We start from the raw sequence: 8,350 nt of genomic DNA, 5'->3' as shown, positions 1-8,350 counted from the left end.
GCTCGAGGTCAGCTCGTCCAGCGCCGCCGCCGTCTCCTCCAGCGTCGCCGCCTGGTTCTCGGTCCGGTGCGACAGATCCTCCGACGCCCCGCCGATCTCCTCGGCCCGGGCATGGATCTCGGTGGCGGCTTCGCGCAGCGCCCCGATCAGGTCGGCCAGGCTTTCGAGCGAGGCGTTGTAATCATCGCGCACGCTGTTGTAGCCCTCGCCCAGATCCTCGTGGATCGGCGTCGACAGATCGCCAGCGGCCAGCCGTTGCAGGCCATCGCCCAGGATTTCGACCAGCGCGACCCGGTGGGCCTGCGCCTCTTCGCGTTCGCGTGCCAGCGTCGTGACCTCCTGCAAACGGTGATCGCGGAAGGCGGCGATGCCATTGGCGAGCAGACCGAGTTCGCCGCCCGCTGCCTGCGCCGCCGAGACGTTGATCTGCAGGTCGCCATCGGAGAGGCGCTTGAGCTTTTCGATCAGGTCGGCCAGCGTCGCGGTGATCCGCCCGCCCATCAGCAGCGCGCCCAGAAGCCCCAGGATCATCGCCGCCGCGCCTGCGGCAAGGGCCGTCATCCGCGCCTTGTTCACCAGCGCCAGATAGGACGCGCGCGGCACCATGACATGCAACATCCCCACGGTCTCGCCCGCGAAATCCTTCACCGGGAAGGCCGCGCCACTGAACTGCTCTGTGCCGATCGTCAATTCGTAGGCCTCGATCCCCGATTCCCGCGCGTCGAACACCCGTGCCGCACTCAGCAGCGGGGCTACATCGATGCTGGTCACGCTGCGCTCGAGCGTCGTCGAATCCGAAGTGTCGAACGCCTCGATGCCGGTTTTCGGCACGACATAGAATTCCATCTGGATCTCGGAATCCGCGATCAGGGCGCGGAGGAATTCCTCGTCGAGGCTGAGACCGAACTCGATGGTGCCGACATGGGCATCGCGATGGGTGATCGGGGCAATGCCCCGCACGGCGAGGCCGCCCCGCCCGAGTTCGAGCCCGGTCACCGGCGCCCGCGTCGCGTTCGCAAGGTTCACGGTCTCGCGGAAGCCGGAAAGATCGTCGCCGAACGTCTCGGGCTGGTTCACCCGGAAGAACGAATGGGAGTCGGGTGAGTGGAAATGAAACTGGCGCACGCCCTGCTTATCGCGCAGATCGGCAAAGCCGGGCACGAACAGCGCGTGAAGCGTCTCGCGGTCCCCTCCGGCCACGGCGGCCTGGACCTGGGGCATCCGGGCCACGAGCGTGGCCATCGACAGCGCGTTGTGGTTTCTGTCATCCAGTGCCGCCTGGAACCGCTGTCGCACCTGTTCGAGTTCGCGCGCAGTCCCCTGCCCGATCATGTCCTTCATGCCGAACAGCATGGGCACGAGGACGACAAGCGCGGACAGCGCGACAGAGGCGAGGATCGAAAGGATTATCTTTGCTCGGAGTGACATCAAACGAGTTCCCGGGGTTTCGTAAACTTTTACATTTCTGCGGCGTCTTCTGCGCCCGGACCTTGGCCGAATTGCGTGAACAAGGGCCTAATCATCGCTCTTTTTCCGGGCAGATTTGGACAATCGTTCAATAGTTGCACAAGATATGCCAAATGGCGGTTCCTGGTTGCCTGTTCGGAAACGTATTAGGGTTAACGCTTTTCAACGGCTGAGACTTCACCCGTTGGACCGGAATGGCGGTGGATGTATGGTTTCGGAACCCTTCAAGGAGGCCCCATGACCCAAGCCGATCATGCCCCGTACCGGCCCCTTCGGCTGGGTCGGACCCAGGAATTCCTCAAGCAGATCGTCTATGGCGGGAATGACGGGATCGTCACCACCTTTGCCGTGGTGGCGGGCTTTGCGGGCGCGCATGCCGATGGCGTCGCCCAGATCGGTGCGGTGGCGGTTCTGGTGTTCGGAATGGCCAACCTGTTGGCAGATGCCGTCTCGATGGGTCTCGGCGAGTTTCTTTCGGGAAGGGCACAGCGGGACCTTTACGGCGCCCAGAAGGCCCGCAGGATCGCCGCGATCCGCCATGACCCGGCCGAGGCACGCGCGCGGCTTGCCGGTCTTCTGCGGGGCCGCGGGCTGTCGCCCACCGATGCCGATTCGGCCGCCGCGATCATCACGCGCACGCCCGACATGACGGCAGAGATGCTGATGCGCTACGAGAACGGGATGGGCCATCCCGACCAGGACAACCCGGCAATCAACGGGCTGTTTACCTTCCTGTCCTTCGTGGTCTTCGGAATCGTGCCGCTGGTGCCCTATTTCCTGCTCCCTGCCGAGCCGCCGACCTTCGTGCTGTCGATTGGCGCGACGATCTGCGCGTTGGGCGCATTGGGGCTGTTGCGTTGGAACGCGACCGGGCTGGGCCTTGGGCGGTCGGTCGGCGAGACGATGCTGGTGGGCGGTGTCTGCGCGGTGGTCGCCTATGTCGTGGGGATGGTGGTGGGGGCCGGCGCCTAGCCGATCAGTCCGGCATCCTCGCCGAGACGTTCGTAATGCAGCTTGAGCCGCTGCAGCGCGATCCGCAACACGATCTTGCCCGACCGCGCGGACCAGCCCATGTGGTCCTCGACCTGCTCCATCCCCTCGAGAAAGCAGCAGCAGCGCAGGACCACGTCGCCCAGACCCGGCCCGAGATCACGCAGCGCCGAAGCCACGCGTTCGCGCGCACCCGTCGGGCCGTTGAGCGGCCCCGAACCGGGCTGGAACCCGCCGCGCTGGCCGCCTGTCAGGAAACGTTCCCAGTTCTGCGCAATCCGCGGGCCCATCTGGGATATCTCGAAATCCTCGCGCAGCCGCTCGCCCGCCGCCACGAGATCGGGCGCAAGGAACGGCTTGCCGTCCTTGTCGCGGCGCCGTCCGAGGATGGACAGCGGCGACTCGGCGCGGTTGTAGCGGATGCGCTCGGCCTTTTCGTCGGTTGCCGTCTCCCAGTCGCGATGCTGATCGCCATAGGGCGATCCGGCTTCGGCCTGTCCGGGTTGGCGGGCCTCGTCCCCGGCGAGAATGCGCTTCAACGCGGCACGACCGGCCGACGTGATCTCGTAGATCGTGACGCGCCCGCGGGTGCGGCAGCCGATCCAGTCCCTCAGCGCAAAGACCTCGGCCACCGAACGCTCCACGACGGCGACGCGGCTGGTATGGCCATCCGGACCTTCGCGCAGGACCGCGGCCTTTTCCATGTCATGCGCGACGGCAAGAAAGGCGCCGGGCTCGTTCAGGCGGCGCAGGATGCGGCGTGCTTCTCGCTGGATCGTCGGATCGTCCGCTGTCGGCCGGTCCACGCGGATCGTGGCGGTCATCGGGGGGATCTCCTTTCGCGGCTGGGCCGTCCGGGCCTGGGCACCCAACCGGGTGAGGGCCTCATCGACGAGGGGATCGTCGCGCCGCGTCTCGACCCGCCGGACCTGGCGGAGGACGGTCGAAGGATGACAGCCTTCCATGCGCGCGAGTTCACGCAGCGAACAGCCCCCCTCGGTATGAGCAAGATACAAGCGCGCCGCATTCGGCAGCCAGGCCGGGGCGGTTTCCGACGGTGAGACGCAATCCATATCGCGGCTTTCTCCTGATCCTGATGCACCCGGACGGGTCTTTCGCCCCCAAGGCCGAATACAATCCAAGGTTGAATTGGTTACCGTCCGGTTAACAAACGTCGCGATGCTTAGTATTGTTTCTAAACGGTAAAGATTTATGAAACCTCCGTACGCAGTTTTCCACAGAGGCGCAACACCCGTCAGGGTTGTGCAATTCTGCCTTCGAACGACATATCGGAGGTTTTGAAATGACCCGGTTTACCACCCAGCTCTCCCGGCTCCGCCGCCCTCGCCTGATGGTCCAGGCCGCACGCTTCGGCCTCGCCGATTATCGTCGCGACCGCGACCTTGCCCGGCTGCTTCCGGGGCATCGGCATTCGAACCCGGCCGCGGTGATCGACCGGCTGATCGAAATCGAAGCCGGCATGGACGAGCGCCGCTGCTGCGGCGATGCCGGGTATTCCTACGCTCGCCATATCGAGGTCCTGATCGCTCTGATGGCCGAAGCCCGCGCGCTGGCCGCAGCCGACCCCGAGCGATTGGCGGCCTGAGCTGACGGCCTGCGGGAGCTTACACGAAGGCGTCTGGCATCTCCTTCTTGCGGCGTGCCACATAGCTGTCCAGAGCCTCGCGCACGCCTTCGTCCATGGCCGGCGGCTGATAGCGCCCCAGCAGCGCCTTCGCCCGATCGGCCGCGAGGCTGACGGTGTCGCGCGCGCCTTCCTCGTCCCAGGTCTCGAAGGGTTTGTAATCGAGCAGATCGGACCGCCAGAACGCCTCCTTGAAATGCGCCTGGGTATGGGCGCAGCCCAGAAAATGGCCGCCCGGTCCCACTTCGGCCAATGCGTCCATCGCCTGTGCCTGGACGTCCATCGTCACCCCCTCGGCCATCTTGTGCAGCGCGCCCAACTGGTCGGCGTCCATCACGAATTTCTCGACGCTCGCGACCAGCCCGCCTTCCAGCCAGCCGCAGGCATGCAGCATGAAATTCACCCCTGCCAGCAGCGCGGTATTCAGCGTGTTGGCCGACTCGTAGGCCGCCTGCGCATCGGGCAGCTTTGACCCGCACAAGCCCCCGCCCGACCGGAACGGCAGCCCCAACCGCCGGGCCAGCTGGCCCGCACCGAACAGGATCTGGCTGGCCTCGGGCGTGCCGAAGGTGGGCGCGCCGGAGTTCATGTCGATCGAGGTCACGAAGGCCCCGAAGATCACCGGCGCGCCCGGCCGGATCAGCTGAGAATAGGCCACGCCCGCCAGCACCTCGGCCAGCACCTGGGTCAGCGTGCCCGCGACCGACACCGGCGCCATCGCGCCGCCGACGATGAAAGGCGAGACGATGCAGGCCTGGTTCGCGGCGGCATAGACTTCGAGCGCGCCCATCATCGTGGCGTCGAAGGTCAGCGGAGAGTTGATGTTGATGAGCGAGGTCATCACAGCGTTCTGTGCGACAAACTCCCGTCCGAACAGGATCTCGCACATCTCGACGGAATCCCGCGCGCGCGAGGGTTCGGTGACCGAGCCCATGAACGGCTTGTCCGACAGCGTCATATGCGCGAGCAGCATGTCGAGATGGCGCTTGTTCACGGCCACGTCGGTCGGTTCGCAGACCGTGCCGCCGGAATGGTGCAGCCATTTCGACATCTGGCCCAGCCGCACGAAGCGGCGGAAATCCTCGATCGTGGCATAGCGCCGCCCGCCGTCCAGATCGCGCACGAAGGGCGGACCGTAGACCGGCGCCAGCACAAGGCTGCGCCCGCCGATCTCGACGCTTCGCTCGGGGTTGCGGGCATGCTGGGTGAACCGCGCGGGCGCGGTCGCGCACAACTGGCGGGCAAGGCCCCGGGGCAGGCGCACGCGTTCGCCCTGGACATCCGCGCCCGCTGCGCGCCAGCGGTCGAGCGCGGCGGGGTTCTCGACGAAATTGACGCCGATCTCTTCAAGAAGCCGTTCGGCGTTGTCCTCGATGATCGCCAGCGCCTCGGCGCTCAGCAGCTCGAAATCGGGAATCCTGCGCTCGATGAAACGCGCCGTCTCGATCGCGATCCCGCTGCGCGCCGCCCGGCGCGCTGCCCCACCGCCGCCACGGCTGCGCGTGCCCCGCTCAATCGCCTCGCCCATGCACTTCTCCCGTCGCTGGCCCTGTCCGCCGCGCGCTCATCTAGCGCAAAAGGCGCGCTGTGCGCCGGGCGGTTTTCGCCCCATCCTGCGCCAAGTGCGACATCCCTTGAGATCCGTCGCCGCGCTGCGGCGTCGCGCCATTGATGGCCCTGCTCGGCGCGGGCTTGCGCAGGCTCCCGCCCGGGCCTATCAGTCGGCCATGACCCAGCATGATCGCCTCCTCATCATCGATTTCGGCTCTCAGGTGACCCAGCTCATCGCGCGTCGGCTGCGCGAGCTGAATGTCTATTGTGAAATCCATCCCTACCAGAAGGTCACCGACAGCTTCCTTGCGGATTTCGCACCAAGGGCCGTGATTTTCTCGGGCGGTCCGGATTCGGTGATGCGCGCGGGCAGTCCGCGCCCGCCGCAATCGGTCTATGGGCTGGGCGTGCCGATCCTCGGCATCTGCTATGGCCAGCAGGTGATGATGCAGGACCTCGGCGGCCGGGTCGAGGCGGGCGAACATGCCACCGCGGAATTCGGTCGCGCCTATGTCGAACAGGCGGACCAGGGCGACGAGTTCCTGTCCGGCTGGTTCCAGGGCGGGCGCGAGCAGGTCTGGATGAGCCATGGCGACCATGTCGCTGAAATCGCGCCGGGTTTCCAGGTTCTTGGCACCTCGCCCGGGGCGCCCTTCGCGATCACCGCCGATCCCGCGCGCCGCTTCTATGCGGTGCAGTTCCACCCCGAGGTGCATCACACCCCGAACGGCCGGACGCTGTACGAGAATTTCATCCGCCTCGCCGGGTTCCGGGGCGACTGGACCATGGGCGCCTATCGCGAGGAAGCGATCGCGAAGATCCGCGCGCAGGCCGGCGATGGCAAGGTGATCTGCGGGCTGTCGGGCGGCGTGGATTCCTCGGTGGCCGCCGTGCTGATCCACGAGGCGATCGGCGACCAGTTGACCTGCGTCTTCGTCGATCATGGCCTGTTGCGCCAGAACGAGGCGGCCGAGGTGGTCGCCATGTTCCGCGACAATTACAACATCCCGCTGATCCATGCCGATGAAAGCGACCTGTTCCTGTCGGCGCTCGATGGCGTTTCCGACCCCGAGGTGAAGCGCAAGACCATCGGCAAGCTGTTCATCGACGTGTTCCAGAAACACGCGGCCGAGGTGGGCGGCGCCGAATTCCTGGCGCAGGGTACGCTCTACCCCGATGTCATCGAGTCGGTCAGCTTTTCGGGCGGCCCCTCGGTCACGATCAAGTCGCATCACAATGTCGGCGGGTTGCCCGAGAAGATGGGCCTGAAGCTGGTCGAGCCGCTGCGCGAACTGTTCAAGGACGAGGTGCGCGCACTGGGCCATGAACTGGGCCTGCCCGCCAGCTTCATCGGCCGCCATCCCTTTCCCGGCCCCGGTCTCGCGATCCGCTGCCCCGGCGAGATCACCCGCGAAAAGCTGGCGATCCTGCGCAAGGCCGATGCGGTCTATATCGACCAGATCCGCCGCCACGGGCTTTACGACGAGATCTGGCAGGCCTTCGTCGCACTTCTGCCCGTGCGCACCGTCGGCGTGATGGGCGACGGGCGGACCTATGATTACGCCTGCGCGTTGCGCGCCGTGACGTCGGTGGATGGCATGACCGCCGATTACTATCCCTTCACCCATGACTTCCTGTCCGAGACGGCAACCCGGATCATCAACGAGGTCAAGGGCATCAACCGGGTCACCTACGACATCACGTCGAAGCCGCCCGGCACCATCGAGTGGGAATGAGCCTTCCGGCGCGCGGCCCGGACATCCCCCGCGCGGCCCTGTGGATGACCGGGGCGATCCTGTCCTTCTCGTCGATGGCGGTGGCCGGGCGGGCCGTGTCGGTGGAACTCGATACGTTCGAGCTGATGCTCTACCGCTCCGTGATCGGGATCGTGCTGGTGGTCGGCCTCGCGGGGCTGGCGGGGCGGTTGGGCGAAGTGTCGCGCCAGAGGCTGGGCCTGCATTTCGTCCGCAATGTCTTTCACTTCACCGGGCAGAACCTGTGGTTCCTGGCTCTGGCGCTGATCCCGCTGGCGCAGGTCTTCGCCATGGAATTCACCGCGCCGCTCTGGGTCGCGCTTCTGGCCCCGCTGATCCTGGGCGAGCGGCTGACGCGGGCCCGCGCGCTTGCGGCGCTGACGGGCTTTGCCGGGATCCTGATCGTCGCGCGGCCCGACCCCATGGCGCTGGAACCGGGCGCGCTGGCAGCGCTGGGGGCGGCGCTGGGCTTTGCGGGATCGGCGCTGTTCACCAAGCGGCTGACGGCTTCGCAGTCGATCGTGTCGATCCTGTTCTGGCTGACGGTGATGCAGGCCGGGATGGGGCTGGTCTGCGCCGGGATCGACGGCCAGATCGCCTGGCCCTCGGCAGCCGCATGGGTGCCGCTTGCTGTGCTGGGGGTGGCCGGGCTTATGGCGCATTACTGCCTGACCAGCGCGCTCATGGTCGCGCCCGCGATCATCGTGATGCCACTCGATTTCCTGCGCCTGCCGGTGATCGCCGTGGTCGGTATGCTGCTTTACGGCGAGCCGCTGGAAGCGGCGGTTTTCCTGGGGGCCGCGGGGATCCTGGCGGCGAACCTTCTCAACCTGAGGGCGGAGCTGCGTCCGCGGTGACACGCTCTGCGGCAAATCCTTGATCCTTGCCGTTAACGACGGGTTCCCGATTGACCGCAAGCGGGCGGTCGCACTAGCGTCATGGC

At 66.4% G+C, this 8,350-nt stretch carries 7 protein-coding genes; 4 read left to right on the top strand and 3 right to left on the bottom strand.

Annotated features, from left to right (window positions below; translation table 11 throughout):
• The coding region (locus tag NHN26_RS12620) for a methyl-accepting chemotaxis protein (RefSeq protein ID WP_253089760.1) at window positions 1-1,428 on the bottom strand (1,428 nt) is incomplete at its 3' end.
• Window positions 1,429-1,704: 276 nt separating this feature from the next.
• On the opposite strand from NHN26_RS12620, the gene NHN26_RS12615 reads away from it, so the two are divergent.
• Complete coding sequence (locus NHN26_RS12615; protein ID WP_253089759.1) at window positions 1,705-2,439, top strand: VIT1/CCC1 transporter family protein; 735 nt, start codon at window positions 1,705-1,707, stop codon at window positions 2,437-2,439.
• Here NHN26_RS12615 and NHN26_RS12610 read toward each other — a convergent pair.
• Window positions 2,436-3,530, bottom strand: a complete 1,095-nt coding sequence (locus NHN26_RS12610) for a DUF6456 domain-containing protein (RefSeq protein ID WP_253089758.1) — start codon at window positions 3,528-3,530, stop codon at window positions 2,436-2,438. The genes NHN26_RS12615 and NHN26_RS12610 overlap by 4 nt on opposite strands.
• 230 nt (window positions 3,531-3,760) lie before the next feature.
• On the opposite strand from NHN26_RS12610, the gene NHN26_RS12605 reads away from it, so the two are divergent.
• Window positions 3,761-4,063 carry a DUF6477 family protein gene (locus NHN26_RS12605; RefSeq protein ID WP_253089757.1) on the top strand — a complete coding sequence of 101 codons (303 nt, stop codon included), beginning with the start codon at window positions 3,761-3,763 and terminating at the stop codon, window positions 4,061-4,063.
• A 19-nt stretch (window positions 4,064-4,082) separates the two neighbouring features.
• Here NHN26_RS12605 and NHN26_RS12600 read toward each other — a convergent pair whose 3' ends face one another.
• Window positions 4,083-5,630: a trimethylamine methyltransferase family protein gene (locus tag NHN26_RS12600; protein ID WP_253089756.1), complete on the bottom strand. Its 1,548-nt coding sequence runs from the start codon at window positions 5,628-5,630 to the stop codon at window positions 4,083-4,085.
• Window positions 5,631-5,829: 199 nt separating this feature from the next.
• Here NHN26_RS12600 and guaA point away from each other — a divergent pair, with 199 nt between their 5' ends.
• Window positions 5,830-7,389, top strand: coding sequence for a glutamine-hydrolyzing GMP synthase (gene guaA / locus NHN26_RS12595; protein WP_253089755.1), 1,560 nt, complete (start codon window positions 5,830-5,832; stop codon window positions 7,387-7,389).
• The gene (locus tag NHN26_RS12590) at window positions 7,386-8,264 is read left to right on the top strand and encodes a DMT family transporter (RefSeq protein ID WP_253089754.1); all 879 of its coding nucleotides are present in this window, start codon (window positions 7,386-7,388) and stop codon (window positions 8,262-8,264) included. The genes guaA and NHN26_RS12590 overlap by 4 nt, the downstream gene beginning before the upstream one ends.
• Window positions 8,265-8,350 lie beyond the last annotated feature (86 nt).

This window comes from Rhodovulum tesquicola, from assembly GCF_024128855.1.
Taxonomy (GTDB): domain Bacteria; phylum Pseudomonadota; class Alphaproteobacteria; order Rhodobacterales; family Rhodobacteraceae; genus Rhodovulum; species Rhodovulum tesquicola.
This window is presented reverse-complemented; position numbering and strand designations above follow the sequence as displayed.

What these genes read in the sequence shown, in the direction of transcription:
- NHN26_RS12615 (WP_253089759.1), top strand. Translation starts at nt 1,705, where the DNA reads ATGACCCAAGCCGATCATGCCCCGTACCGGCCCCTTCGGCTGGGTCGG.
- NHN26_RS12610 (WP_253089758.1), bottom strand. Translation starts at nt 3,530, where the DNA reads ATGGATTGCGTCTCACCGTCGGAAACCGCCCCGGCCTGGCTGCCGAAT.
- NHN26_RS12605 (WP_253089757.1), top strand. Translation starts at nt 3,761, where the DNA reads ATGACCCGGTTTACCACCCAGCTCTCCCGGCTCCGCCGCCCTCGCCTG.
- NHN26_RS12600 (WP_253089756.1), bottom strand. Translation starts at nt 5,630, where the DNA reads ATGGGCGAGGCGATTGAGCGGGGCACGCGCAGCCGTGGCGGCGGTGGG.
- guaA (WP_253089755.1), top strand. Translation starts at nt 5,830, where the DNA reads ATGACCCAGCATGATCGCCTCCTCATCATCGATTTCGGCTCTCAGGTG.
- NHN26_RS12590 (WP_253089754.1), top strand. Translation starts at nt 7,386, where the DNA reads ATGAGCCTTCCGGCGCGCGGCCCGGACATCCCCCGCGCGGCCCTGTGG.